Here is a 25,193-nt window from a genome sequence, read left to right on the forward strand (position 1 = left end):
TAAACATATAATAGTGCTTATGCTGCTCCTGCCTGGAAGTTTTACCGCTTTCCCGCAGGAGCTTCCTGTTTCCGTACACGTATTGGTGAAAGGTAAGATCTCTGATACACAGGGCAAACCCCTGCCCAATGTAGCGGTCACTGATGGCACTACCATCACCTATACTGATAAAAAAGGGGCTTATCACCTGGAAAGTACCCGCCAGTCCATGTTTGTCTATATCACCCTGCCAGCCGGATATGAAATTCCGACCGAAGACAACATGGCGAAATTCTACCAACGCATACAACCTGTAAAAGGTAAGTTTAGGGCCGATTTCAAGCTGCGGCCACTCGTTCAAAACGATCAGCGACATTTTGCCATCGTGTGGGCCGACCCGCAGATCAACAATAAAGAAGAAGCCAATCAATTGCACGCCACCGCCGTACCCGACACCAAAGAACTGGCTGCACAACTCATGCAGGAGGCGCCCGTGCATGGCATCGCCGCCGGCGATCTCTCCTGGGATGCGCCACCCATCATTCCCGAATACAAAAAGGCCATCAGATCGACCGGAATTCCTTTCTTCCAGGTATTGGGCAATCACGACATGGATATCCATGTTCGCAGCGATGAGCAGTCCGATAGCACCTTCCGCAAGAGCATGGGCCCCACCTGGTATTCCTTCAACAGAGGTAAAGCACACTATATCGTGCTCGACAACGTATTCTATTTTTCCGACGGTTACAATTATATGGGGTATGTAACCGAGCAGCAGTTCCGCTGGCTCGAGCAAGATCTGAAAACCGTAAAGCCAGGTTCACTGGTATTTGTGTCCATGCACATCTCCGCTTATACCAACGAGAAAGCCCGCACCAAAGCCAGCGCCGATCAACCTGGCGATGTAACGATGAACCGCAAGCATCTCTACAAATTGCTGGCTCCGTTTCAAACGCATTTCCTGACGGGCCATACGCATTACAACGAAAATATTATCCACGACAATATATATGAACACATCCATGCTGCAGTGTGTGGTACCTGGTGGATCAGCCCGCTCTGCGGCGACGGTACACCCCGTGGCTATGGCGTTTATGAGATCAATGGCGACAGTGTACAATGGTATTATAAAACGGTAGGGAAAGATAGAAACTACCAGATGCGGGTATACAATAAGGGAGCTTATAAGAACAGGCCGCTGGATATCGCCGTAAATGTCTGGAATTACGATGAAGCCTGGAAAGTGGAGTGGTACGAAGATGACCAGTTTAAAGGCAGCATGCGCCGCGAAACGGAATACGATGCCGCAGTAACTGATTTCCTTACAGGACCTCAACGTCCGGCAAAGTATCCCTGGGCCCGCCCGCTGCTCACTGATCACCTGTTTTTTGCAACCCCATCGGGCATAGCAAACACGGCCACCATCGTGGTAACAGACAGGTTTGGCAATAAACACCAGGAAAAGATCATCCTGCAACAATAAACATAGGTGGGATAGGACGCATTGGCGATCATATCCTGTTGATACATCCATGCAACGCAACAATAGTTTAGACGCATTAAGAGGCCTGGCCATACTGGCCATGGTTTTATCGAGCAGTATCGCCTTTGGTATATTGCCCGCCTGGATGTACCATGCGCAAACACCTCCGCCGGGTCACACATTCAATCCTTCCCTGCCCGGCATAACCTGGGTAGACCTCGTGTTCCCCTTCTTTCTTTTTAGCATGGGCGCCGCCATTCCATTGGCCCTGCATAAAAAAGTGAAAGCAGGCGCCGGCTTCCTGTTGGTGCTTTACACGGCCGCCCGCCGTTACCTGTTGCTCGTATTCTTTGCACTTTTTACACTGCATGCACGCAGCAATATCATGACCGGTACTCCTGCACCGGTGTACTACCTGCTTTCTATCGTCGCCTTCGTAATGTTGTTCTTCCAGTTTTACAAACCGGCAGGGCCGCAATACCAAAAGTTATTCCTCGTAATTCGAATACTCGCTTTTGCCGCAGCGGCGCTGATGCTGTACGGGCTGCCCTTTAAGGATGGCAGAGGTTTCTCCTTCGATAGAAGCGATATCATCATTATTGTATTGGGTAATATGGCATTCTTCGGCACGCTTATTTGGTGGTTTACAAAAGACAAACCCTGGATACGGATGGCAATACTGCCCTTTCTGATGGCAATACTGGTGGGCGGTAAAGAACAGGGCACCTGGAACGAAATGGTGCTGCAATGGTCGCCACTGCCCTGGATGTATAAATTCTATTACCTGAAATACCTGTTTATCATCCTGCCTGGTACACTGGCCGGCGACTGGATGCTGACGTACGGTACAGAACATCATTTTTCCAAAGGCAGTCCGGTCAAATGGAATACCGGCCTTACCTCCTTATTATCTTTTGCGGTTATAGTAACCAATGTTATATTGCTTTTTGGCCGCTACACGGTGCTCAACCTTATCCTTACGGCCATACTTTGCCTGGTGATATATCTATCCCTGAAAAAACAAGCTGCGCAACAACCATTGATCATGGCTTTTTTCAAAGCCGGGGTGTATTTATTGGTGCTGGGGCTATTTCTTGAAGCGTATGAAGGCGGCATTAAAAAGGATCCCTCCACGTTCAGTTACTATCTCGTAACAAGCGGACTGGCTTTCTTTATGTTGATCGCATTTTACGGATTTCAATATTCGGCTGTTGGCGAGCGGGTAGTAAATTACCTCAGTCTCAATGGCCGAAATCCAATGGTGGCTTATGTAGCCGGCAACCTGTTGCTGCTGCCGCTCCTCCATCTTACAGGCGCCATATCGCTTTACGGGGGGATGCAGCACGCCGTGGCAACCGGCTTCCTGAGTGGCATATTATTCACCGGCATCGTTTCGCTCATAACCGTGTGGTTTACGAAGCGGGGCTGGTTATGGAAAACCTGATCGTTAACCTGGAATAGCATTAAATGATAATACTTCGGCAAACACATAGTAAGTTGATGAAGGCTGCCTGCCTCATTGGTATCTTTTGCTGTCTTGGCCATGCCGGGCATGCGCAGACAGTCGACAGCAGCTATCACAATTACCTGTACGATAGTCGACTCGCTTATTTCAAACAACTTTCGCCTGTAAAGAAGGCCATTGTGTTCTGGGGTGATAGCATTACCGATTGGGGCGATTGGGCCGAGTTCTTACAATTCAGGAAAGCCATCAACCGGGGTATTGCCGGCGATAATACATACGGCCTAAGGGCCCGCCTCGGCGAAGTGCTGCGCCACCGGCCAAAGAAATTGTTTATCCTCATTGGTACCAACGACATCAATAAAAAGATACCTGTTCATTGTATCGTGGAGAACTACCGGAAGATCATCGGTGAGGTAAAAGCCAAATCACCTGCAACCACTTTGTATGTGCAAAGCGTATTCCCGATCAATGACCAGCTTATTGGCCGGCAGTATTACAGCGGCACCAATGAGCAGATCATGGAGCTGAACAACGCCCTGAAGGGGCTGGCAGCTGAAATGTTGGTAACATATGTCGATATATATCCCGCCTTGCTTGATGCCCGGCAGCAACTCGATGCACGTTATACCTACGATGGTTTGCACCTGTCGGGCCTCGGGTACCAGGCCTGGGTCAGCTATCTCAAAAAGGAACGCCTGCTCTGATCAATAATCATCAATAAGCATACTATTAAATCATTCACTTTCACATTCGACTTTACACTATCATGAATCTATCCACCCTGGACATCATTATCATCCTGCTTTACCTGGTCGTGATCATTGGCCTTGGATTCTGGATATCCAAAAAAGCGGCTAAGAATATTCAGTCCTACTTCCTCGGCGATAACAATATCAAATGGTATTGGCTCGGTTTCAGTAACAGCAGCGGAATGTTTGATGTAAGCGGAACTGCATTCTATGTAGCGCTTCTGTTCATCTATGGATTCAAAGCTGCCTGGCTTCCCTGGCTCTGGCCTATCTGGAACCAGATCTTCGTGATGGTCTTTCTGGCCATCTGGATACGCCGCAGTAATGCAATGACCGGGGCCGACTGGATCATTAAACGATTCGGCGATGATAAAGGGGGCCGCATGGCCCATATGATCGTAGTGATCTTTGCGATCGTGAGCGTTATCGGATTTATTGGATACGTATTTGTTGGTATCGGTAAGTTTGCCGCCAACATTCTGCCCTGGGATCTCGCCAATGCGGTGCTGACCAATCAGCAAACATATGCCCTCATTATCGTCATGCTGACGACACTCTATACGGTAAAGGGCGGCATGTACAGTGTGGTAGCCACTGAGGTACTGCAATACGGAATCCTGGTGGTGAGTTGTATACTCGTGGTGGTCTTTGCCGTAAAGGGAGTTGATTACGACGCACTCCATCAGAAGTTGCCACAGGGCTGGGCCTCCTTTTGGCCCGAATGGAAATTGAATGTGAATTGGGGTAATACCTTTTCCCAGGCTAATCAGAAAATAGAAGAAGATGGATTTATCTGGTTTGGCGCCCTGGTGTTGATGATGATCGGCAAAGGCATCTTCGCCAGTCTGGCAGGGCCGGTACCTGGTTTCGACATGCAGCGCATCCTCAGTGCCAAGAAACCCTGGGAAGCAGCCAAGCTCTCCGGATTCACCAATCTCGTATTGTACATACCATTGTTCATGATGGTAAGCGCGCTTACCCTGATCGCCTTCAATTCATTCATGCCCACCCTGCAGGGGCAGGAGAAGCCCGATTTTGAAGTGATCCTGAGTCAGGTGGTCAGCAATTACCTGCCCGCGGGTATCCGGGGCGTGGTACTCGCAGGCCTGCTCGCATCCTTCATGAGTGCATTCTCTGCTTTTGTGAATGCCGCGCCTGCTTACCTCGTTAATGACTTTTATAAAAAATACTTCCGGCCCCATGAAAGTCCGCGCCATTATGTGAAATGCAGTTACCTCACCTCGATAGCCATCATTGCCATCGGATGCTTTTTCGGACTCTTTGCCGATTCATTGAGTTCTCTTACCCTGTGGATATCTTCGGCACTTTATGGTGGTTATGCCGCTGCCAACGTGTTGAAATGGATCTGGTGGCGTTTCAATGGCTATGGTTATTTCGCCGGTATGTTTGCCGGATTGATCTCTGCCAGCTTTGTACCTAAATTGATGGCCTGGTTGGGCAACAACGTCTTTACCGACTACCGGGAACTGTTTGGTAGCGGCATCGGAACACTCATTTCATTTTTCATCATACTCGTGTTATCTATTTCGGCCAGTATCATCGGCTGCCTGCTTACACCTCCACCCGCCAGGAATGTGTTGGAGTCGTTCTATGCCAATACAAAGCCCTGGGGATTCTGGGAGCCTGTGTTGCAATGGGTGCGCCAGGAAAATCCTGCCTTCGAACCTAACCGCCAGTTCAAGTGGGATATGCTGAATGTGCTGGTTGGCATATGCTGGCAGATGAGCATGGTGATCATGCCGATCTTCTTTGTATTTGGTTATTTCAGTTACGGCTTTACAGCATTGGGCGTATGGATCGTGTGTATGATCATCCTGAAATTCACCTGGTACGATCGCCTTAAAATCACCGCTGCATAAAAATGAGAACCTATTTATTAGCCGCGTTGCTGGCCATGGGTGCCGGCGCCCGCGCTCAATCGACCGAATCGACCGACAGTAGTTATGCCAATGGATACTATGTAGAGCGGGTGAAATATTTCGATAGCCTGCATCCGGTAAAAAAAGGGATCGTATTTCTCGGCAACAGCATAACTGAGGTAGGGGAGTGGTCGGAAGTATTGCCCGGTAAACCTGTTGTAAACCGCGGCATCAGCGGCGACAATTCCTGGGGCGTATACGCCCGCCTCGATCAGGTACTTGCTATGCAGCCACGGAAGATCTTCCTGCTCATTGGTGTCAATGATATAAAGCGGGGCACCGGTATAGATGCAATCGTAAACAACTACGATCGCATCGCTGCAAAGATCAAAGCAGCCTCACCGCGCACGAAATTGTATTTCCAAAGCGTATTGCCGGTTACGGAATCGGTACTGGCCAATATTTATGTGAATATCACCAATGCAAAGATCAAAACGTTGAATGAACGCATGGAGGTGATCGCTGCCAAATACAATTGCCCTTTTATCGACCTGCATCCTGTATTCGACGATGGCAAAGGGCAATTGAAAAGGGAACTCACCACCGATGGATTGCACCTCAAACCGGCGGCCTATATATTATGGGCCAACTACCTGATGCAGGGCAAATATTTGTAGGGCAGGCCAGAAAGACTAGAAGACCTATTAATCCCAAAAAGTAGCACTATGCAAATACAAGATCGTACCGTTTTATCGGCAGGCATTGCAAGGCAGGTTTTGCGCCTTGCCTTCTATTCAATATTGACATTATCGGCAACATCCTCACTGGCACAGGAGCCGCCAAAGAAGATCGACAGCAGTTACAACAACACCTACTACCAGGGCCGTATGGAATTGTTCAACACCTTGCCCCTGCAGCAAAAAGGCATCGTGTTCCTGGGCAATAGCATCACGGAACGTGGTAACTGGAGCGAACTACTGCCCGGCCAAAAGATCATGAACCGCGGCATCGGCGGCGATAACACCTTTGGTGTATTAGCCCGCCTCGATATGGTGGTGAAGGCGAACCCGAAGAAAGTGTTCCTGCTCATTGGAATTAACGACCTCAGCCGGGCCCTGCCTCGCGAAGTGATCCTGCACAACTACGAGCGTATCATTAATTATATTCGAACCAACGCTCCCAAAACGACCCTGTACGTGCAAAGCGTATTGCCATTGTATGAGCCGCTCACTACCGCTGCTTACCTGAAGAACAAGAAGGACAGTATCCTGCAATTGAATGTAGGCATCAAAGCGCTGGCCGATAAGTACAAGCTGACCTACATCAACCTGCATGAAGTATTAGCCGATGGCAATGGCGACCTGAAAAAAGAATACACGGCGGACGGCATCCACCTGCGGCCGGCAGCCTATGTATTGTGGGTAGATTTTCTCCGGAAAAAGAAGTATCTCTGATCCATAAAGACAAGTACATGAAGCGATCTCTGTTAATAGTGCCTTTGTTCGTATGCGCCATTGGGCTGGCAGCACAGGCACAAAAACCTGCACGCCACACCTATGCACTCAAAGCGCAGGATACCCTGTGGATGGATCAGTATAAACCAACCACAACCCCCAACGGAATTTCCGTGCTGTTTGTGCATGGCGGAGCGTTTACCGGCGGCGACCCTGTAAACCAGCAGCCCATGGCCGATGGCCTCTCCAAACTCGGCTACCAGGTATTCGTCATTAAATACCGGCTATACCTGAAGGGTAAAAGCTTTGGGTGTGAAACAGCCCTGCCCGAAAAACTAAAAGCTATACACCAGGCGGTGGAGGATGCCGACGATGCTACCAAATACCTCGTAACCAACGCGGCAGTACTGCGCGTAGATACGAGCAAGATCTTCATCGCGGGCAGCAGCGCCGGCGCCGAAGCTATCCTTAACCTGGTATACAATCCCTTTGTTCGTAAGGGCGATAAGAATTACAAACCCTTCCGTTATGCCGGCGCGATGTCCTTCGCGGGTGCTATTCTCGATATCAATAACATCGATGCAAGACCGCCCCTGCCGTTGCTGATGATGCACGGCACCAACGATCAGCTGGTGCCTTATGGTACATCGGCTCATCGCTTCTGTAAGGCAGTTGACGCCGGTTGGATGATTATGTTTGGCGCCCAAACCCTATATACCGAAATGGCAAAAAGGAACTGGCCGGTAGTATTGTACAGTTACGAAGGCAAGGGGCATGAAGTAAGTAACTATATGTTCAGGAAGTTTAAAGAGATGGACGAGTTCATGAAAGCCGCCGTGCTGGGCCACAGCCTGCCGATGGCGCATATCATTGTTAAGAAAGAAGAATAATACAGTGCGCAGATGCCGTTTGAGCCGCTTGCCGGCAATGCAGCAAAGAATTAAATAAGTGAAAAAACTGGTACAATGAAAATTACGGGAACCTTTCTCGATGAGATCAGTCATGATATTCCGCACCAGAACTGGGGTGCAAAAGAATGGCGAAAGGACTTTGAGCACATGAAGGCGATCGGCATCGATACTGTGATCCTGATCCGCAGTGGTTACAGGAAGTTCATCACCTATCCCTCGGAATACTTGATAACGGAACACGGATGTTATCGTCCGCCCGTCGACCTGGTAGAGCTCTTCCTGCAACTCGCCGACGAGCTGGATATGCAATTTTATTTTGGTCTGTACGATAGTGGCAAATATTGGGATACCGGCAACATGCAGCACGAGATCGACAGTAACCGCTTCGTAATAGATGAAGTGTGGAAACAATACGGTCATCACAAGAGTTTCAAAGGCTGGTACCTCAGTATGGAGATCAGTCGCAAAACGAAAGGTGCTACTGAAGCCTTCAGAACCCTGGGCCACCAGTGCAAGGGGGTGAGCCATAACCTGCCAACGCTCATCTCACCCTGGATCGATGGTAAGAAGGCAGTCATGGCTGCTACCGCTACCCTTAGCAAGGAAGATGCCGTATCGCTCAAAGCGCATGAACAGGAGTGGAGCGAAATATTTGCCGGCGTACAGGGAACCGTCGATGCGGTGGCATTCCAGGACGGCCATATCGACTACCACGAGCTCGACGATTTCTTTGCCGTGAATAAACAAATGGCCGACCGCTTTGGTCTGCAATGCTGGACCAATGCCGAAAGTTTCGACCGTGATATGCCGATCAAATTCTTTCCCATAAAATTTGAGAAGCTGCGCCTGAAACTGGAGGCAGCGAAGCGCGCAGGATATGATAAGGCCATCACCTTCGAGTTTTCGCATTTCATGAGTCCGCAATCGGCCTACCTCCAGGCCGGACACCTGTACAACAGGTACAAGGAATACATTGGACTGTAAATAGGAGCAGAATATGCCGCCATGGAGGTCACGTGAAATGGGAGTATCAAAGCACCCTTTCGCTAGGTTCTTGTTCTTATTTAGTTCTTGCCTCAGCCATACCAACGCTATGCTTCGTTATTGTTTCATTATTGTTTTCTTCGCTGTTTTGCGATGTTTTCCTAAGGGAAAAGCGAACAAAACCCTAACAAGGAGCGAAGAAAGCAATAGCATATCTGCAGTCATCAATGAATTACGCCAGAGCCGGCCGGTTGTATTTGTTCCGGTACTGAATGGGCGAGAGGCCGGTTAGCTTTTTAAAGGTAGTGCGGAAGGCCTTGGTATCGGAATAGCCCACTTTGTACATCACCTCGTTCACATTTTCCCGCGAAGACTCCAGGCTCATCTTGGCGGCCTCGATCTTAACCCGTTGAATATATTCGACAACGGTATTGGACGTGGCTTTTTTGAACCGGCGTTCGAGGTTTCGGCGGCCCATGGCAAACATAGTGGCCAGTTGGTCAACGGTAATGCGATCCTGGAAATTCTTTTCGATAAAGAGCTGGGCTTGCCGGATGGGTTCGTCTTCGTGCTCCTTTTGCCCGTTGAACATGATAAAAGGCGACTGGCTGCCCCGGTCGATCTCGATCTCGAATACTTTCGAACAAAGGATGGCTACATCTCTACCTGCTTGTTTTTCAATGATATAAAGTATAAGGTTGAGGTAAGAATAAGCCCCGCCACTAGAGTAAATACCCTGTTCGTCCGTAATGATTTTATCCGGCACGAGGGTTACATCGGGAAACATCCGCCTGAACTCATTAGCACCCAACCAATGAGTGGCGCATTTTTTACCATGCAGTAATCCGGTGGATGCCAGCAGGAAAGCTCCCAGACATAGGCTCGCGATCTCAGCCCCGGCCTTGTATTGCTGCACGATCCAGGGAATAAAGGCCTTGTTGACCTCGATAGCCTCCTCCAGGTTGCCGTGTACGGCCGGTATTATCAGAAGGTCGGTTTTGATGGGATCGTGAACGGTTAGTTCCGGGTGCACAGTAAAAAGGCCCTTGTTGAGCTTGGTTTCGTGCGAAAGCCCTACCAGCTGTACTTTGAACAACGGATCGCGGCCCATATTGACCACCAGGTCATTTACTTCAGTAAATAACTTCAGCGGCCCTTCGATGGCGCCGAGGATAGCGCCTTCCGGCACAAGGATGGATAAATGTTTCATTTCCTAAAAATACCGAACCGGCTTGTCGCAATCAACACCTTTGGATGGCGTATTTGCACCCCCATCCGCCTACCGTAATACTACCTGATTTTTAGGGGTTTCTATTTATCAATGCTTTTTCGATTATATTTATATTTCATCTATTGTAGAATATTTCATATTTTTCAATAGCGACAGCAAATTCCTTCCTTTGGATCACCCGTTTACTCCGTTACGATGTGTTAACCGGATAGACACACTACAAAGATCAATTGCGCCATAAACCACGCAAATAGCTCGGACCACCTTTTCAGACAGGAAATAATTGATAAGACAGGCTTATTTGAACAATAGCACACGATTGCTTAATTGTTGTTTTTGAATTGGGCCCGATGCGCGAACTTAAAACGGAACAACATGGCCAGGAAACGAACTGCTGTCAATGAAAATGCTCTGCCGTTACTTAAACGGTTAATACGTGTTAAATTAAACCTGAACTGCAGCACCTCTTCGCATATACAGCAGTTGCAACACGATATTCAACAGATCACCGGCGAATACCTTTCTTCTCAAACACTCAATCGCTTTTTCGGCATCATCCATACAGGCTTCAACCCGTCGATGCATACACTCGATACGCTGGCAAGGTATGTGGGATATAAGTCGTTTGCGGAATTTGAAATGCTGAATGCGGAAAAGAATTCAGAACAGATCAATTCTACTTTTACTTCACGTTTCATTGTATCGGTATTTGCCCAGATCAATCCGGAAGAAAATATTGAGCCAGGTATACTGCAGGTAGTAAAGAATATTGCAACCCTTATGGCCGACGACCGTCAGCTGGCGGCGGAGGTATATTGCGCCATGGCGCCCAGCATATTTGGGCGTAAGTTCTTCTTCGAACAGTTTGTCAATATAGATGCGCTCGATAATGTGTATGGCAACGGATTGCAATACTACCTGCTGAATGCACATAACCGCGAACAGAAATTCTTTGCTTATATATTGTATTGCTACCGGTATTTCCTAACCGCGCAGTCGGGCCTGTTCCAGAAGTTCTATGGCTTGCTCAATGCTTACCGTCAATCGGAGATCATGACCTTCCATCCATTGCTCGTTGACCGGTACTATGCCGTACTGGTGTTCAACCAGGTGATGGGTGGGAAGGAAGGAAGCGAACAAACCTCCGAAAAAGGCGAGTTGGCCGATTTCGATATCTGGTCTTCACATGCTAAATCCTGTTATTGTGCAGGATACTTGGTGGGCGAGGCGCTGCTGCTGGCAGGCGAGTTTGGCCGGTCGTGGGAGATTTTGAACAGTGATGAGATCAAGCCATCCAGTTTGTCGGGTTGCCTGCAGGAGGAATTCATAACGCATTTGAGTATTCTAAAATTAACAAGCGGTTATTTCTCTAATCATATCAGCAATAAACGGGCAATGTCGCTATATTTGGAGCTAAGCGAAAAGCAGCTGCCAGTACTGCTGCATGATTACCTGACGTTTTATTTGTTGTTCCTGAAGCGTAGTTTATTTCCGAAGTCGGTCATCAGAAAAGAGGTGAATGAACAGCTGAGTTATCTTATCAGGAAGACAGGGTTCGTTTATTTCAGGGAGTTCGATATGCAACTACATAGATCGGAGTCAATATCGTTGTGAGGTGTAATTAATGGAGATTAATGGAAAAAAAATTGGAAGAAAAACGTTGCATCTTTACTTACACGATTGAAAAATCCCAATTATCCACTCTAATGTCCTCGTTCATTTTTTCTTGTATGTTCCTTCAGACTGATCACATTCCTTTTCCTTGTGAATAGCCCCTGTTTCAGCGTAATGCTATTCTTTGCCGCACAATCACGTTAAGATTACTGTACGACGCAGTAAGCAATCACCTTTTCTCGTTTTTTCAGGACCACTGTTGGTATCACTACCCGCAGTAGCCGCTGATCTCTCATTCTATCTTCTTATCGAATTCTAAACCCCTTGGTGTGACAAGGGTCAGCGAAGCTTTATGTCAAAAACGCCTGTTGTGACAGGGGGAAGCGAAGCTTTGTGCCCATTGCCAGCCACGTGAATACCAACGCTATGATGAAAAACGGAATACAATGGTATGCCGTATATACCAAACCCTGCTGGGAAAAGAAAGTAGCCGGATTGCTTGCGATGAATGGAATAGAACATTACTGCCCGCTGCAGCGCATAATAAGGCGCTGGAGTGATCGCAAGAAGGTTATCATGGAGCCGCTGTTCAAATCGTATGTGTTTGTGCGTATCAGTGAGAAAGCGCAAATACCCGTGCGTCAGGTAAGTGGAGTGCTCAGTTTTGTACAATACCTGGGCAGGCCTGCAGTAATCAAAGACGAAGAGATCGACATCATTCGGCAATTCCTGAACGAATACAGAAATGTACGGCTCGAACGCATGGAGTTTAACATCAACGATCACGTTCGCGTAGTGAGCGGTCCATTTATGCAAATGGAAGGCGACGTGCTCGAAGTAAAACATAAAACAGTAAAAGTATTATTGCCCTCCCTGGGCTTCCTCATGACCGCTGAGATCGAAAAATCCAATCTGGTAAAGTAACACCTTCTGTGTTGGTGCGCGTCCTGCACCGATTTATTTCCTCCACCATTCGCTTAAACAGCTACTCAATAATATGAGACAACATAAGATTGCCATCATTGGCCTGGGATATGTTGGCCTGCCCCTGGCCGTAGAATTTGCCAAGAAGTACCCCGTTGTTGGATTTGATATCAACGAAAGAAGGGTAGAAGACCTTCGGAAAGCACATGACCGCACCCTGGAAACCAGTGCTGAAGAACTGGAAGAAGTGATCAAAGAAGCGAACGATCAGGAGCCTGGCTTGTTCATCACCTTTCAGCCAGAGATGCTGTGGGACGTGAACGTATATATTATTACAGTTCCTACCCCGGTCGACAAACACAACCGGCCCGACCTAACGCCACTGCGCAAGTCGAGCACCACCGTGGCCAGGGTGTTACGCAAAGGTGATATCGTGGTGTATGAATCTACCGTTTATCCGGGTGTTACAGAAGAAGAGTGTGTGCCTATACTCGAAAAGGTATCCGGTCTCGTTTTCAATAAAGATTTTTACGCGGGTTACTCGCCCGAGCGCATCAATCCTGGCGATAAAGAGCATACCGTTACCAAGATCAAGAAAGTTACCTCGGGTTCCACCCCCGAAGCTGCAAACATTATCAATGAATTGTACAGGAGCATCATTACGGCTGGTACCCACCTGGCGCCTTCTATCAAGGTGGCTGAAGCGGCTAAAGTGATCGAGAATGCACAACGTGATATTAATATTGCCTTCATCAACGAACTGGCAAAGATCTTCAACTGCCTTAATATCGATACCGGCGACGTATTGGCCGCTGCGGCTACAAAATGGAACTTCCTGCCTTTTAAACCAGGCCTTGTGGGTGGACATTGTATAGGCGTGGATCCGTACTACCTCGCACAGAAAGCCCTGGAGGCTGGTTATCATCCCGAGATCATACTGGCTGGCCGCCGGTTGAACGATGGCATGGGTGCATACGTAGCCGGAGAGGTGATTAAGATGATGGTGAGGAAGGGCATCCAGGTGGCAGGCAGCCGGGCGCTGGTGATGGGTATCACCTTCAAAGAGAATTGTCCGGATGTGCGGAATACCAAGGTGATCGATATTGTTCGCTATCTCAAATCCTACCACATACATGTAGATGTATACGATCCCTGGGCAGATCCCGTAGAAGTACAACATGAGTATTGCATCAGTACCCTCCGTGAATTACCGGCCGGCAATAATTACGATGCCGTGATCCTTACGGTGGCCCATCAGGAGTTTACGCCCGAGGTAGTGCGCAAACTATCCAACGGACGCAGTATTCTGTTTGATGTGAAATCGGTATTGGACAAAGAATTGGTCGACGCTCGCTTATAAAACAACTACCCTATGCAGTTTCAACAATTTCACCAGGAGGATATCAGCAACAGAAGGTTCCTCGTAACCGGCGGCGCCGGCTTTATCGGATCATCAATCGTAGAGTACCTGGTTCAATACCAGGCAGGTTTTATCAGAATACTGGATAATTTCTCTACCGGTTCATTGGATAATATCCGGCCGTGGCTATCACTCCCGAATGTAGAATTGATGGAAGGTGATATCCGCGATGCCGATGCCTGCCGCCAGGCGCTGGAGGGGATCGACTTTGTAACCCATCAGGCTGCCCTCGGGTCGGTTCCCCGCTCGATCAATGACCCTGTTACCTCTAACGACGTTAACATAGGCGGCTTTCTGAACTTGCTTGTAGCAGCGCGCGATGCCGGCGTAAAAAGAATGGTATATGCGGCCAGCTCCAGTACTTACGGAGACCATCCAGGTTTGCCGAAAGTGGAAGACAAAACCGGAAAGCCATTGTCGCCCTACGCGGTCACCAAACTGGTGAATGAGCTATACGCCGAGGTGTTTTCTTCCCTGTATGAATTCCATACCATCGGTCTACGTTATTTCAATGTCTTTGGCCCACGGCAAAATCCCAACGGACCCTACGCCGCCGTAATACCATTGTTCATCGACGCAGCTTTGAAAGACGAAAGCCCTTATATTAATGGTGATGGCAACACGAGCCGTGACTTTACATTCGTAGCCAATGCCGTTCAGGCCAATATCAGGTCACTACTGACCCCTTCACTGGTAAAGCATGAGGTCATGAACATCGCCGTTGGGCAGGCTACCTCCCTCAACGAATTGTGGGCCCATATCGGCGATATCCTCGACAAAGAAATAACCCCGGTTTACCGGCCCGAGCGGAAAGGCGATGTAAAACACAGCCTGGCAGATATCACCAAAGCCTCACAACTAATCGGCTACCAACCTGCCGTACTGGTACGGGCAGGATTGGAATTGGCCGTTGAATGGTATAAGTTGAACGTACTGCAGTCCCTGCACTCCTGATTTCACCATCGTATTCTGTTTATAAAAAATAATCCCCATGAAACGGATAACATTTAGCAGACTCCACCTGCAAATGATCGTTTTTGTTTGCCTCGCAACCAGCGTCATTTCATGTACTTCCTCTAAGAAACTGAATTATTTCAACGACCTGCCCGACTCAACCTACGTAAAACTTCCCCCGGTTGTTGAAGAAGAACGGGTGATCGGAAAAGGCGACGTGCTCGATATTAGCTTTAGTGCGAAAGACCAGGATGCAGTAACGCCATTTAATAAACAAACCAGTGCGGCCATGACACCGGCCCCTGGCGCCAAAGGTGCAACGCCAATACCGGCCCAGGGATATACGGTAGATCCGTTGGGTGCCATCGAAATGCCGGTGATCGGGAAAATGGAAGTGAAGGGAATGACCTCCCGACAATTGAAGAACAGGTTGACGACGATGGTGAGTCCCTATCTCAAGGATCCGATCGTCGAGGTAAAATTCTCTTCCTTCAACGTAACGGTATTGGGAGAGGTGCGGGCGCCCGGTACATTCAGTCTGCCGTCGAACCGTACCACGATATTTGAGGCATTGGCGGCGGCAGGCGACCTGCCCCATTCAGCCAAAAAATACAACGTCAAGCTCTATCGCGATTATAATGGCGAAAGGGCTGTGATTAAAATAGATCTCAACGACAAAAGCCTGCTTTACAACCACCAGGTATTTCAAATGAGGCCCAATGATGTGTTGTACGTCCAAACACGCAAAGGGTCGATCTTCAAAGAAGACTTTGGATTGTTTGCCTCCATTGTTACCCTGGTTGTGAGCATTGTAACACTAGGTCTCACTATTTCGAATTAAGTAAAAGCCATTTTCATGGAACAATCATTCATGGAAGGAAATGAGAACAACAGCAGCTTTGATGTAAAGCGCTTTCTTACTAAGATCCTTAAGAATTATCTGTGGTTCATCGTTTCCATTGTAACCTTTGCTGGGGCCGCCTGGGCCTATTTGCGCTATTCGGTACCGCTGTACCAGGTAGCAACTTTTATCCAGGTACAACAGCCTAATGATGCAGCTGCTATTCTGGGCGGATCTCCCTTCTCCAGCAACGGCAATGCCAACGCCCGCAATTATCCCGACATCAATGGGGAGATCTTTAAGCTGCAATCAGCTGCCCTGATCGGCGAAGTGGTCGATTCCCTCCGGCTCGACATCGCGGTAACTACAAAAGGAAAGTTGCAGGATATGCCGGTGGCGCTCGATCAGCTGCCCTTTACCATCGATGTAGGCAGAATGGATCCGAAAAAGCAAAGTGTCACATATAACCTTCAACTAACCAGCGATTCTTATCTGTTCAAAACAGATCACCAGCAGGTGAAAGGGATCTATGGCGAACCACTCCTGCTGGGCGGCGATACCGTCATGCTGAGGTTGCGCGACCTGGCCGGCGTGAAGCCGAACAAAACATGGCAGGTAAGGTTCCTGAGCCGAACGGGCGCTATCGCACTCTATACCGGCCGCCTTACCGTAGGGCAGGTGCCTAAAGGAGGTATGGGGATGATCCAATTAGTGATGCGCGACGAGATTCCTCAGCGTGCTCAAAAGATTGTAAATGTACTGATCAATAAATACGACCTGGCGAATTACCTGTTCAAGAACAAGGCACTGCGTTCGGAGATCCAGTGGCTCGATAACAGACTGGCCACTGTGAACGAGGAATTGAATACCCAGGAAAATTATGTCAGGAATTTCAAGGCCAACAATAAGATCAACGATGTGTCGTCATCAGCCAATCAGTTGCTGAGCAGCCTCACCTCCATCGATACTAAGAAAAGCGACAACGACTATAAGGAGAACCTCCTGAAGCTGATCGAGAACAATATCAATAACAACAATGGTAAAGAAGAACGGATCAATGTACCTGGCTTGCAGGATGGCGACCTGATTGCCCTGGTGGGGAAATACAACGACCTCGTAAGCCAGAAAGCTACGATCCTGGAACAGGCAGCTCCCCTCGATCTGCGCCTGCCTCCTATTAATGCCAAGATTGAATCCACCAAAGAGAACATTGTAAACCGCATATCCAGCATCCGCCAGGAGCTGGCTACCAGCAATAACTTTTTGGCAGGGCAGGAACGCAGCACTACCGGCCGTTTTGTTACACTTCCGGAAAAGGAAAAAGATTATATCCAGGTAAACCGTCTGCTGAACATTAAACAGTCGCTCTATGTGTTCCTGTTGCAAAAGAAGGAAGATAAGAATATAGAGTTTGCTTCTTCGGCCATTACCGGTTCCCGTATTGTGGACTGGCGGGTGAATGGCGTGCAGGACCCCAAACCATCCATGGTGTATATAGGCGCCTTCCTGGCTGGTGTGCTGATACCCGCAATGATCATTCTCATCAGGTTCATGCTCAATAAAAGGATCGAGACCCCCGCAGAAATATATAAGACAACCACACTGCCTATTGCCGGCGAGATCGCCTACGTAGGCAAAATGGAAAATGAAATGGTGATGAGGCCAGGCAATGTATCGCCGGTGGCCGAGCAGTTCCGTACACTGCGCACGAACATCTCTTACCTCAACCAGGGAACGCCTAATAAAGTGTTGCTCATCACATCGGGGGTGAGCGGAGAAGGCAAGAGCTTCATCAGCCTCAACCTGGCCAATACACTGGCCATCACCAACAAGAAAACCGTGCTGATCGAATTTGACCTGCGCAATCCCAGTCTGGCCGCCCACCTGGGCGCCAATACCAACACGGGTATAGCGAACTTCCTTACAGGCGAGGTGGAATTAAGTCAGATCATTCAACCGGTGGAAGGGGCCGACAACCTCTTCTTCATCAGCGCCGGGCTGCCTTTACCGGCCAACCCGGGTGAGATCATTTTGAAGAACGAAATGCAATCATTGTTTGAACAGTTGCGGCAAAACTTCGAATTTATTGTACTGGATACACCGCCTATTGAAGCCGTGTCGGATGCACTGACATTGGGGAAATGGGCAGACGCAACCTTCTTTGTGCTGCGCCACAAATATTCACTCCGTTCATCCCTCGTTAGAATGCACCGCCTGTATGAAGACCACAAACTACCCCGTCCGGCACTGATCATCAATGGCATCAAACGCGGCGAAGGATTTAATAACGTGCATGGTTATGGATATGGATATGGAGATATGGACAAAATGAAACGTAAGAAACAAAAGGTTCGCCTGAAGATCGCCTGACCCTTACAACCTTATCCTGGTTATTCATCAGTAACACCCCTAAACAAATGAACCAGGAATCATGGAACCCACAGTCAGTATTTGCATGAGCACCCACCGCCATGAGCGGTACGTCACGCAGGCTATTGAGGGAGTAATGATGCAGCAAACCAGTTTTCCGATCCAATTGGTGATCGGTGAAGATCTCTCAGATGACAGTACACGATTGGTTTGCGAAGAGTTGGCTGAACGTTATAGCCCCCACATCAAATTATTGCCGTCCGACAAAAATTACGGGCAAAATCACAATCTGTCTCGGATCATCCACGCCTGCACAGGCAAATACATTGCGATGTGCGAAGGCGATGACTATTGGATCGATCCGGCCAAGTTACAGAAGCAGGTTGAGTTCCTGGAAGCGCATCCCAATTACGTCATGTGTTTTCACCCCATCAACACGGTCGACCCGGAGAGCCGGCTGCTGGAAGAACAGATCGCCGACGGAAAGGTAATTCACTACCGGGCGATGGAATTCTTTCACCTGTTCGTGCCCACGTTATCGATCGTATTCAGGAATTGCCTGGATCAATTCCCGGAAGAGTTCTTCAAGATCAAAAGCACCGACGCTTTTATAGTAGGCATGCTTTCGGGATTTGGAGATGGGGCACGATTGGGTTTTGTAGGAGGTTGCTACCGTAAACACGAGGGCGGCCTGTACAATCAGCTTACTGTGCTCAACAAGTACAAGCAAGCCATCCATACCAGGAGGTGGATGTGGCGCTCGGCTTATTTCAGAAAAGAGCAGCGCAGGGAGATCAAACGGGAACTGCGACGACGGGAACTACTTTATCTAAAGATCTTCCTGAAGAAAAAACAATTGCTAAACTGTGTGCGGTTGTCTCTTTTCTATGTTGGACTTGATCTGACCGCGGCCGATTACTGTATTTCTGCTTTCACTTTATACATCAACCTGTGAAATTAAAATATAAGAACAGCTTCAAGGGTTATTTCCTTTTTTACTACCGGGTGGTCGGCAACCGCCTCCTGGTATTCCTGGGGCTCAGTGTGTTGATCAGCTTTTTAGACGGCATCGGGTTGGCGATGTTCATTCCGCTGCTTCAATCGGTTGCTAATCCGGGCAGTCATGCAGGCGAAGAATCACTGGGTCAACTGCATTATTTTACAGATTTCATTCACTGGTTGGGGCTCGACCTCACAGTGACCACCGTGTTGCTGGTGTTGATCATGATGTTTGCGCTGAAAGGAATGATGCGCTTTACTCAGCTTAGTTACTATGCAGCCCTCCGGCAGATGTTTATCAAAAAGATCCGCTACAGCCTTGTAGATAATTTGCAGGGACTGTCGTACGGAGCTTTTTCCAAACTGGATGCTGGCAGGATACAGAACACCCTGACGGTAGAGGTGCAGCGTTTGTTCCAGACCATGAAGTTCTATTTCGATGCTTCGCAGGCTTTTGTGATGCTGGCTACCTATATGGCGCTCGCATTCCTCGCCAATTACCAGTTTGCCTTTTTGGTGGGTATCGGCGCCGCCCTATCGAACCTGGTATACCGGAAGATCTACAAGGCTACCAAGCGGGCCTCCAATGAGCTCTCTAAAAAGGGCAGTGACTTTAATGGATTCCTTACCCAGACTACCCTCTATTTCAAATACCTTAAATCAACCAACACGTTTAACCTGTATGCCCGCAAGCTGAAGCTGGTGATCAACGATGCCGAACACCTTAACCGGAAGATCGGCAATATGAACGCTATTACCACCAGCGTAAAAGAGCCGATGATCATCATCGTGGTAAGCCTGGTGATCCTGTTGCAGATGAACTGGATGGGCGCTACCCTCAGCACGATCATTCTTAGTCTGTTGCTTTTTTACCGTGCATTGAGTTTCCTGGTCACGGTGCAAAATCACTGGCAGGGATTCATTGAAAATATTGGCGGTATGAATGCGGTAGCCAATATGTTGGAGGAAATGAGTTCGTTGCGGGAGGAGAAAGGTTCTATACCTTTTAAGGGGCTGAACAATCAGATAGCCTTCAACAATGTGGTGTTCTCTTACGATGAGATTCCCGTGCTCAATGGCCTCAATATTGTAATACCCCGGAAGAGTACAGTAGCACTTGTAGGCGAAAGCGGATCGGGTAAAACGACGATTGCCAATATGATCGCCGGTCTCATACAGCCAACACGTGGTGAGTTATTGCTTGATCAAACTTCCATACGCCAGATAGAACTCGACAGCTATCGGAGTAATATCGGGTATATCTCACAGGAGTCGGTGATATTCAACGACACCATATTCAATAATGTCACTTTCTGGGCCGAACCTACCCCCGAAAACGTGCGGCGCTTCGAAGAAGTAGTGGAAATGGCTTCGCTGAAAGAGTTTGTCCTGGCCCAGCCGCAACAACGGGATTCACGCCTGGGCGATAATGGCATCCTGATATCGGGCGGTCAAAAACAACGAATCTCTATTGCCCGCGAGCTGTACAAGAATTCCGAAATACTCATATTCGACGAGGCGACCTCGGCCCTGGATTCCGAAACCGAGCGTATCATTCAGGGAAATATAGAAAAACTGTATGGCAATTTCACGATGGTGCTCATCGCCCATCGGCTGTCGACCATCAAAAGAGCCGACACCATTTATCTCATCGAGCAGGGCAAAGTATCTGCTTCCGGCTCTTTTGAAGAAATGATCCACAAGTCTTCCAGGTTCAAAAAATTAGTCTCTCTCCAGGCATTTTAATATTCACCGCTATGATACCCGTAACCAAACCATTCTTACCTCCGGTCGAAGAGTATGAGGCTTTTGTCCGCGATATCTGGCAACGTCAATGGCTTACCAATAATGGCCCATTAGTGAATGAGCTAGAACTCAAACTGAAGGTTTACCTCGATGTACCACACATGCTTTTTGTATCGAACGGCACCATTGCCCTTCAATTGGCCATTCGGGCACTGGAGCTGAAAGGCGAGATCATTACTACGCCCTTCACCTTCATCGCCACTACGAGCAGTGCTATGTGGGAGAATTGCAAGCCCGTGTTTGTAGACATCGATCCGGGTACACTCAACATCGATCCTGCAAAGATCGAAGAAGCCATCACGCCCGAAACCTCTGCCATCATTGCAACCCACGTATTCGGCAATCCCTGCGATATCATGGCTATCGAAGACATTGCCAGGAAGCATGGACTAAAAGTGATCTATGATGCTTCGCATTGCTTTGGCACCAAATACATGGGGAAATCGGTATTCTCGTATGGTGATGTGAGCACGACCAGCTTTCATGCCACCAAGATCTACCATACGATCGAAGGCGGCGCGGTATTTACGCAAGATCCTGAACTGCTGAAGAAGATGGCCTATATGCGCAATTTCGGATTCGACGGGCCTGAGAATTTTGCCTGCGTTGGCATCAATGCCAAGAACTCGGAATTCCATGCAGCCATGGGCCTGGCCAACCTTAAATACGCCGATGAAATATTGGCCAAAAGGAAGGAATTGTACCTGTATTACGTAGAGAATCTGGAACGGCTCGACAAGCAGCTACAGTCACTGCAGAAGAATACGGTATACAATTACTCTTATCTGCCTATCCTGCTGCCCTCCGAAGAACAGATCAAAAAGATTGAACTATACCTGAATGCCAACCTCATATACCCCCGGAGATACTTTTTCCCGTCTCTCCATACCTTAAACTTTGTTGACAAATACGATTGCCCGGTTAGTCTGTGCGTATCCAAAAGGGTGATGTGTTTGCCAATGCATCATAAACTAACATCAGAGGAGGTAAACTTTGTAATCAGAATTTTATACAGAGCACAGAACTATTAAGCAATGAAAATAGCGATCATGCAGCCCTATTTTTTTCCATATATAGGGCAATTCCAGCTGATCCATGCTGTAGATCGATTCATACTGTGCGATGACGTACAGTACATACGGCATGGATGGATTAACCGAAACCGCATTCTTAAACAGGGGGAGGGTTATCAGTATATGATCGTTCCTGTTTCTAAGCACCCGAGCCGGGAGACGATTAGGAACATCAGAACGGTGGAAGGTGCTGCCTGGAAAGAGATCATATTCAGGCAAATTGAATGGTACCGGAAACGGGCACCTTATTATAAGGAAGTAAGACAGCTGATGTGCCACTGCCTGTCGCCCGAAGAAACGAATATCACCAGGCTGAACGGTAGTTGCATCAAGGCTGTTTGCGATTATGTGGGAATTCCGTATTGCGTGGAAGTGTCTTCGGAAATGAACCTCAACTATTCAATGGTGCAGGCCACGAGCGATTGGGCGCTACAGATGTGCGGGCAGTTGGGCGCAACCTCCTACTTCAATCCACCTGGCGGTACCGTGTTGTATGAAAAGGAATTGTTTGAGGAGCGTAATATCAAGCTGCACTTCGTAAAACCGCTTTTCAGGGAGTACGACCAACGCAATAACAATGGCTTTCTGCCGGGCTTGTCCATCATAGATGTAATGATGTTCAATTCAGCCGCAGAGATTGCAGACATGTTAAACGATTACCAGTTATTATGAATCCGATCGGCGGGTATTACGAACTTGAGCTTTCCAGGGGAACGCAGAGTTACCATGACACACCTTATGCTTTCAAGAGCGGCAGGGCCTCGTTGCATTACATACTCCGGCTCTTGAAGCCGTCATTGGTCTACGTGCCTTATTATACCTGTAACGGGTTGCTCGACTCATTTGAGGCTGCCCAGACCAATTACCAGTTCTATGAGATCAATCACCTGTTGGAGCCCGACGAACTACCCGAGCTGGAAAGGGGTGAATATTTCCTCTATATCAACTATTTCGATGTAAAGCGCGAGTTCGTTCAAACACTGTCGGATAAGTATGGTGACCGGTTGATAGTGGATTGTACACAGGCGTTTTTTATGAAGGGCAATGGAAAATCGTGGTTCTTTAATTCATGCCGGAAATATTTCGGGGTACCTGATGGATCTTATATGTATACGCCCCGCCATGTGCATGATCAGCCTGATATACAGCAGAACGAACAATACATCGTTTCACACCTGTTGAACCGGTTCAACAACCATGTGAAGGAAGGTTATGTGTCTTTTTTGGAAAACGAAGAATTGTGTGGCGCGGAATTATTTGGCATGTCCAAATTAAGCGAGTACCTGTTGTCCAATATCAACTATACTGATGTTATTGACAAAAGATATGCCAATTACCGCTACCTGGATACCATCTTCACAGAGCAGCATTTGTTTCCACCCGATCCCTGCGATGGATGCGTACCGATGGTGTATCCCGTACTAATGAATAAACCGGTAGACCGGAAGTTGTTTGCCGACCTGGGCCTGTTCATCCCCACTTATTGGGCCGATGTAAGGAACAGACGGATGAATGGCTTCGAGATCGAAAAACTATTAACAATGCTTTTGCTGCCGCTTCCTATTGATCACCGCTACAATCTGGACGATATGGAAAGAATGGTAAAGCTGATAAAACGATTCCAATGAACCCTTCAGTCTACATCAGACCGCTCGTGGTCCAGGACGCCCTGGTATCCTATCAATGGCGTAATAACCCCAGAATATGGCGTTTTACCGGATCACGCCCCGACAAGTTCGTGACGCCCGAAATGGAGACCGCCTGGCTGTACGAAGTATTGCAAAGGCAAAACGAAAGACGATTTGCCATATGCCTCCACACGGATAACAAATACATTGGTAATATCTTTCTTACCGACATACTGGACGGGGAAGCCCAAATGCACATCTTCATTGGCGAAATGGAGTATTGGGGTAAGCGCCGTGCTTACGAAGCCATCTGCATGATCTTCGACTACGGCTTTAATGAACTCGGCCTCGAAGCCATCTATGTGCAGATCAATTCCAGGAATGCCGCCGCTATCGTGCTGGGTACCCAGGCAGGTTTTAAGAAGGAATCTGAGTATTATGACACAAATAAAGAAATGATGCTGGAGAAAATGATCTTCAGTCGAACTATGTACGACCAGCAAATGCACCTCAAAGACGCAGGAAAAGAGATCGATCATTTGTAACACCGCCCTGCCCCTTCCTTAGCCATTAAAGACAAAACCAGCTACCAATGAACCAACCTTTAATTTCCGTTTGCATCATCACGTACAATCATGAAAAATATATCCGCCAATGCCTCGAAGGAGTAGTGATGCAAAAGACGAATTTCCCATTTGAAGTAATAGTAGGGGAAGATTGCTCTAAAGATGGTACGCGCAAGATCGTGGAGGAGTTTGAGGCAAAATACCCGGACATCATCAAGCCAATTTACCATAGCAGCAATGTAGGAGGGGCCCGTAATGGATATGAATTTTGCTACCCACGGCTTTCCGGGAAATATGTGGCCATTTGTGAAGGCGACGACTACTGGACCGATAACAGCAAGTTGCAAAAGCAAGTCGATTTCCTGGAGAAACACGAAGACCACGTAATGTGTTTTCACCGGGTACAAAGTGTCGATGAGAACGACGTGTTTATTGAAGGACAGGAGGTATCGGATAAGGTAATGTCCTTTAAGGGAAAAGATATCTTTCACATCAGCATTCCTACCCTGTCGGTGGTGTTCAGGAAATGTTTCGATGTCATCCCGCCCGAAATGTTCAAGGCCAAAAGTGGCGACACCTTCCTGTTCGGATTGCTGGCCAGGTTTGGCAAAGCTGCCGATCTGGGATTTGTTGGCGCACGGTATCGCAAGCACAGCGGTGGCGTGTACAGCCCCAAAAGTATCGTAGACCAATTCGCTCAAGCCATAGAAACTCGAAAACTGATGAAGCAATGCTCCCTCTTTGCTGATGAACAGAAAAAAGAGATCGGCAGGGAGATCCTCAAAAGGAAAATATTGTATTTCAAGTATTTCCTGAAGAGGTATGAACCCCTCAATTCTTTCAAAATTATTATTCGGTAAAA

At 48.1% G+C, this 25,193-nt stretch carries 22 protein-coding genes; 21 read left to right on the plus strand and 1 reads right to left on the minus strand.

Going from position 1 to position 25,193, the window contains the following annotated elements; all coding sequences use genetic code 11:
- Window positions 1-19: 19 nt before the first annotated feature.
- The 8 genes from P2H89_RS14400 (at window position 20) to P2H89_RS14435 (ending at window position 8,905) form a co-directional block, all read left to right on the plus strand.
- Window positions 20-1,462 (plus strand): calcineurin-like phosphoesterase family protein, encoded by a 1,443-nt coding sequence (locus P2H89_RS14400; protein WP_275827938.1) that lies wholly within the window; start codon window positions 20-22, stop codon window positions 1,460-1,462.
- Between the two features lie 49 nt (window positions 1,463-1,511).
- Window positions 1,512-2,906 carry a DUF5009 domain-containing protein gene (locus tag P2H89_RS14405; protein WP_275827940.1) on the plus strand — a complete coding sequence of 465 codons (1,395 nt, stop codon included), beginning with the start codon at window positions 1,512-1,514 and terminating at the stop codon, window positions 2,904-2,906.
- 23 nt (window positions 2,907-2,929) lie between these two features.
- Entirely contained in the window at window positions 2,930-3,631 is a 702-nt protein-coding gene (locus P2H89_RS14410) for a GDSL-type esterase/lipase family protein (RefSeq protein WP_275827942.1), read from the plus strand.
- Window positions 3,632-3,693: 62 nt separating this feature from the next.
- Complete coding sequence (locus P2H89_RS14415) at window positions 3,694-5,556, plus strand: sodium:solute symporter family protein (protein WP_275827944.1); 1,863 nt, start codon at window positions 3,694-3,696, stop codon at window positions 5,554-5,556.
- A gap of 2 nt (window positions 5,557-5,558) precedes the next feature.
- The gene (locus tag P2H89_RS14420; RefSeq protein ID WP_275827946.1) at window positions 5,559-6,233 is read left to right on the plus strand and encodes a GDSL-type esterase/lipase family protein; all 675 of its coding nucleotides are present in this window, start codon (window positions 5,559-5,561) and stop codon (window positions 6,231-6,233) included.
- Window positions 6,234-6,281: 48 nt separating this feature from the next.
- Complete coding sequence (locus tag P2H89_RS14425) at window positions 6,282-7,010, plus strand: GDSL-type esterase/lipase family protein (protein ID WP_275827948.1); 729 nt, start codon at window positions 6,282-6,284, stop codon at window positions 7,008-7,010.
- A 17-nt stretch (window positions 7,011-7,027) separates the two neighbouring features.
- Window positions 7,028-7,900 (plus strand): alpha/beta hydrolase, encoded by an 873-nt coding sequence (locus tag P2H89_RS14430; protein ID WP_275827950.1) that lies wholly within the window; start codon window positions 7,028-7,030, stop codon window positions 7,898-7,900.
- Window positions 7,901-7,975: 75 nt separating this feature from the next.
- Window positions 7,976-8,905, plus strand: a complete 930-nt coding sequence (locus P2H89_RS14435; protein WP_275827951.1) for a DUF4434 domain-containing protein — start codon at window positions 7,976-7,978, stop codon at window positions 8,903-8,905.
- Window positions 8,906-9,137: 232 nt separating this feature from the next.
- Here the strand turns inward: P2H89_RS14435 and P2H89_RS14440 are convergent, their stop codons facing one another.
- Window positions 9,138-10,115 carry a helix-turn-helix domain-containing protein gene (locus tag P2H89_RS14440; RefSeq protein ID WP_275827953.1) on the minus strand — a complete coding sequence of 326 codons (978 nt, stop codon included), beginning with the start codon at window positions 10,113-10,115 and terminating at the stop codon, window positions 9,138-9,140.
- A 396-nt stretch (window positions 10,116-10,511) separates the two neighbouring features.
- Here P2H89_RS14440 and P2H89_RS14445 point away from each other — a divergent pair, with 396 nt between their 5' ends.
- From P2H89_RS14445 to P2H89_RS14505, 13 genes are all read left to right on the plus strand, one after another.
- On the plus strand, window positions 10,512-11,750 hold the full coding sequence (locus P2H89_RS14445; protein WP_275827955.1) for a hypothetical protein: 1,239 nt from the start codon (window positions 10,512-10,514) through the stop codon (window positions 11,748-11,750).
- Window positions 11,751-12,176: 426 nt separating this feature from the next.
- Window positions 12,177-12,674: a UpxY family transcription antiterminator gene (locus tag P2H89_RS14450; protein WP_275827957.1), complete on the plus strand. Its 498-nt coding sequence runs from the start codon at window positions 12,177-12,179 to the stop codon at window positions 12,672-12,674.
- Between the two features lie 73 nt (window positions 12,675-12,747).
- Complete coding sequence (locus tag P2H89_RS14455; RefSeq protein ID WP_275827959.1) at window positions 12,748-14,034, plus strand: nucleotide sugar dehydrogenase; 1,287 nt, start codon at window positions 12,748-12,750, stop codon at window positions 14,032-14,034.
- A gap of 12 nt (window positions 14,035-14,046) precedes the next feature.
- Window positions 14,047-15,048, plus strand: a complete 1,002-nt coding sequence (locus P2H89_RS14460; protein ID WP_275827962.1) for an SDR family oxidoreductase — start codon at window positions 14,047-14,049, stop codon at window positions 15,046-15,048.
- Between the two features lie 37 nt (window positions 15,049-15,085).
- A complete protein-coding gene (locus P2H89_RS14465; RefSeq protein ID WP_275827964.1) occupies window positions 15,086-15,889 on the plus strand; it encodes a polysaccharide biosynthesis/export family protein in 804 nt (267 codons plus the stop codon).
- A gap of 15 nt (window positions 15,890-15,904) precedes the next feature.
- Window positions 15,905-18,259: a polysaccharide biosynthesis tyrosine autokinase gene (locus P2H89_RS14470; protein ID WP_275827966.1), complete on the plus strand. Its 2,355-nt coding sequence runs from the start codon at window positions 15,905-15,907 to the stop codon at window positions 18,257-18,259.
- 61 nt (window positions 18,260-18,320) lie between these two features.
- Window positions 18,321-19,214 (plus strand): glycosyltransferase, encoded by an 894-nt coding sequence (locus P2H89_RS14475; protein ID WP_275827968.1) that lies wholly within the window; start codon window positions 18,321-18,323, stop codon window positions 19,212-19,214.
- Window positions 19,211-21,004, plus strand: coding sequence for an ABC transporter ATP-binding protein (locus tag P2H89_RS14480; protein WP_275827970.1), 1,794 nt, complete (start codon window positions 19,211-19,213; stop codon window positions 21,002-21,004). Before P2H89_RS14475 ends, P2H89_RS14480 begins: the two co-directional genes overlap by 4 nt.
- Before the next feature lie 11 nt (window positions 21,005-21,015).
- Window positions 21,016-22,095, plus strand: a complete 1,080-nt coding sequence (locus tag P2H89_RS14485; RefSeq protein WP_275827971.1) for a DegT/DnrJ/EryC1/StrS family aminotransferase — start codon at window positions 21,016-21,018, stop codon at window positions 22,093-22,095.
- A gap of 18 nt (window positions 22,096-22,113) precedes the next feature.
- A complete protein-coding gene (locus tag P2H89_RS14490) occupies window positions 22,114-22,809 on the plus strand; it encodes a WbqC family protein (RefSeq protein WP_275827973.1) in 696 nt (231 codons plus the stop codon).
- A complete protein-coding gene (locus P2H89_RS14495) occupies window positions 22,806-23,765 on the plus strand; it encodes a hypothetical protein (protein WP_275827975.1) in 960 nt (319 codons plus the stop codon). The genes P2H89_RS14490 and P2H89_RS14495 overlap by 4 nt, the downstream gene beginning before the upstream one ends.
- The gene (locus P2H89_RS14500) at window positions 23,762-24,310 is read left to right on the plus strand and encodes a GNAT family N-acetyltransferase (protein ID WP_275827976.1); all 549 of its coding nucleotides are present in this window, start codon (window positions 23,762-23,764) and stop codon (window positions 24,308-24,310) included. The genes P2H89_RS14495 and P2H89_RS14500 overlap by 4 nt, the downstream gene beginning before the upstream one ends.
- Before the next feature lie 47 nt (window positions 24,311-24,357).
- Window positions 24,358-25,191, plus strand: a complete 834-nt coding sequence (locus tag P2H89_RS14505; RefSeq protein WP_275827978.1) for a glycosyltransferase — start codon at window positions 24,358-24,360, stop codon at window positions 25,189-25,191.
- Window positions 25,192-25,193: the final 2 nt, after the last annotated feature.

It is taken from the genome of Paraflavitalea sp. CAU 1676 (genome assembly GCF_029223285.1).
Lineage (GTDB): Bacteria > Bacteroidota > Bacteroidia > Chitinophagales > Chitinophagaceae > Paraflavitalea.

Excerpts from the sequence above, each read along its gene's own strand:
- P2H89_RS14400 (WP_275827938.1), top strand. The coding sequence starts at position 20 with ATGCTGCTCCTGCCTGGAAGTTTTACCGCTTTCCCGCAGGAGCTTCCT.
- P2H89_RS14405 (WP_275827940.1), top strand. The coding sequence starts at position 1,512 with ATGCAACGCAACAATAGTTTAGACGCATTAAGAGGCCTGGCCATACTG.
- P2H89_RS14410 (WP_275827942.1), top strand. The coding sequence starts at position 2,930 with ATGATAATACTTCGGCAAACACATAGTAAGTTGATGAAGGCTGCCTGC.
- P2H89_RS14415 (WP_275827944.1), top strand. The coding sequence starts at position 3,694 with ATGAATCTATCCACCCTGGACATCATTATCATCCTGCTTTACCTGGTC.
- P2H89_RS14420 (WP_275827946.1), top strand. The coding sequence starts at position 5,559 with ATGAGAACCTATTTATTAGCCGCGTTGCTGGCCATGGGTGCCGGCGCC.
- P2H89_RS14425 (WP_275827948.1), top strand. The coding sequence starts at position 6,282 with ATGCAAATACAAGATCGTACCGTTTTATCGGCAGGCATTGCAAGGCAG.
- P2H89_RS14430 (WP_275827950.1), top strand. The coding sequence starts at position 7,028 with ATGAAGCGATCTCTGTTAATAGTGCCTTTGTTCGTATGCGCCATTGGG.
- P2H89_RS14435 (WP_275827951.1), top strand. The coding sequence starts at position 7,976 with ATGAAAATTACGGGAACCTTTCTCGATGAGATCAGTCATGATATTCCG.
- P2H89_RS14440 (WP_275827953.1), bottom strand. The coding sequence starts at position 10,115 with ATGAAACATTTATCCATCCTTGTGCCGGAAGGCGCTATCCTCGGCGCC.
- P2H89_RS14445 (WP_275827955.1), top strand. The coding sequence starts at position 10,512 with ATGGCCAGGAAACGAACTGCTGTCAATGAAAATGCTCTGCCGTTACTT.
- P2H89_RS14450 (WP_275827957.1), top strand. The coding sequence starts at position 12,177 with ATGATGAAAAACGGAATACAATGGTATGCCGTATATACCAAACCCTGC.
- P2H89_RS14455 (WP_275827959.1), top strand. The coding sequence starts at position 12,748 with ATGAGACAACATAAGATTGCCATCATTGGCCTGGGATATGTTGGCCTG.
- P2H89_RS14460 (WP_275827962.1), top strand. The coding sequence starts at position 14,047 with ATGCAGTTTCAACAATTTCACCAGGAGGATATCAGCAACAGAAGGTTC.
- P2H89_RS14465 (WP_275827964.1), top strand. The coding sequence starts at position 15,086 with ATGAAACGGATAACATTTAGCAGACTCCACCTGCAAATGATCGTTTTT.
- P2H89_RS14470 (WP_275827966.1), top strand. The coding sequence starts at position 15,905 with ATGGAACAATCATTCATGGAAGGAAATGAGAACAACAGCAGCTTTGAT.
- P2H89_RS14475 (WP_275827968.1), top strand. The coding sequence starts at position 18,321 with ATGGAACCCACAGTCAGTATTTGCATGAGCACCCACCGCCATGAGCGG.
- P2H89_RS14485 (WP_275827971.1), top strand. The coding sequence starts at position 21,016 with ATGATACCCGTAACCAAACCATTCTTACCTCCGGTCGAAGAGTATGAG.
- P2H89_RS14490 (WP_275827973.1), top strand. The coding sequence starts at position 22,114 with ATGCAGCCCTATTTTTTTCCATATATAGGGCAATTCCAGCTGATCCAT.
- P2H89_RS14495 (WP_275827975.1), top strand. The coding sequence starts at position 22,806 with ATGAATCCGATCGGCGGGTATTACGAACTTGAGCTTTCCAGGGGAACG.
- P2H89_RS14500 (WP_275827976.1), top strand. The coding sequence starts at position 23,762 with ATGAACCCTTCAGTCTACATCAGACCGCTCGTGGTCCAGGACGCCCTG.
- P2H89_RS14505 (WP_275827978.1), top strand. The coding sequence starts at position 24,358 with ATGAACCAACCTTTAATTTCCGTTTGCATCATCACGTACAATCATGAA.